A 1,092-nucleotide genomic window follows, 5' to 3' on the forward strand; every position below is an offset into this window, starting at 1 on the left:
TGTATGTGATCATTCTGATGGGCTCGGTGTTTGGCCGCAGCTTCGGCCTGCTGCTGTTCATCTACGCCATCTTCAACTGGATCAGTATTTCCTACTATATGCGGGCCGAGTTTCTGAAGCTGCGCCAAACCGCCTTTGTCGAGGCCGCCAGGTGTCTGGGCATTCCGAGCTTTCGGATCATCGTTCGTCACATCCTGCCCAACTCGCTGGTGCCGATTATTACCTTTTTTCCGTTTTCCCTGGTTGGCGCGATCGGCGCGCTCAGCGCGCTCGACTACCTGGGCTTCGGCCTGCCGCCGCCGACCCCGAGCTGGGGTGAGCTGCTCAGCCAGGCCCAGGTCCACACCGACGCCTGGTACCTGATTGTCTACCCGTTCGCCGCCCTGTTTTCGGTCATTCTGCTGGGCGTGTTTGTCGGTGAGGGTGTGCGCAGCGCGTTCGACCCCCGCAGCGCCAGCCGTCTGGAGTAGAGCCTGTGGTGTTGGAAGTCAAAGAGCTGACCGTTCAGTTTGCAACCGAAGCCGGGCTGCTGACCGCAGTCGAGGACGTGTCGTTCGAGGTCAAGGCAGGCGAGGTGGTCGGGATCGTGGGTGAATCGGGCTGCGGCAAGTCGGTCACCGCGCTGAGCATCCTGCGCCTGATTCCCCGTCCGCCGGGACGTTTCGCGCGCGGCCGGATTGTGTTCAAGGGCCAGGATTTGCTGTCGCTGCCGCTTGGCGCGCTGCGCCAGATTCGGGGCAAGCAGATCGGCATGATTTTCCAGGAGCCGATGACCGCCCTGTCCCCGCTCAAACGGGTCGGCCGCCAGATGGTCGAAATCCTGCGCGTCCACGAGCCCGGGCTGAGCAAAGCCCAGGCCCGGGCGACTGCCATCCGCTGGCTGGACAGCGTGGGCATTCCCGAGCCGGCCGAGCGCATGCACAGCTATCCCTTCCAGCTGTCCGGCGGGATGCGCCAGCGGGTGATGATCGCCATGGCCCTGATGCTGCACCCGGCCCTGCTGATCGCCGATGAGCCGACCACGGCGCTCGACGTCACGATTCAGGCCCAGGTCTTTGAGCTGATCCGGGAGATGAAGGCCGACGACACCTC

2 protein-coding genes are annotated in these 1,092 nt (G+C 63.7%); both read left to right on the forward strand.

The features are described 5' to 3' along the window. Positions 1 to 470 (forward strand): ABC transporter permease subunit (locus tag J4F42_21520; GenBank protein MCE2488102.1); only part of this gene is annotated, 470 nt, incomplete at its 5' end. An 8-nt stretch (positions 471 to 478) separates the two neighbouring features. Then, positions 479 to 1,092, forward strand: a 614-nt coding sequence (locus tag J4F42_21525) for an ABC transporter ATP-binding protein (GenBank protein MCE2488103.1), incomplete at its 3' end; no start/stop codon positions are given.

This window comes from Desulfurellaceae bacterium, assembly GCA_021296095.1.
In the GTDB taxonomy this organism is placed as follows: Bacteria; Desulfobacterota; Binatia; order Bin18; family Bin18; genus JAAXHF01.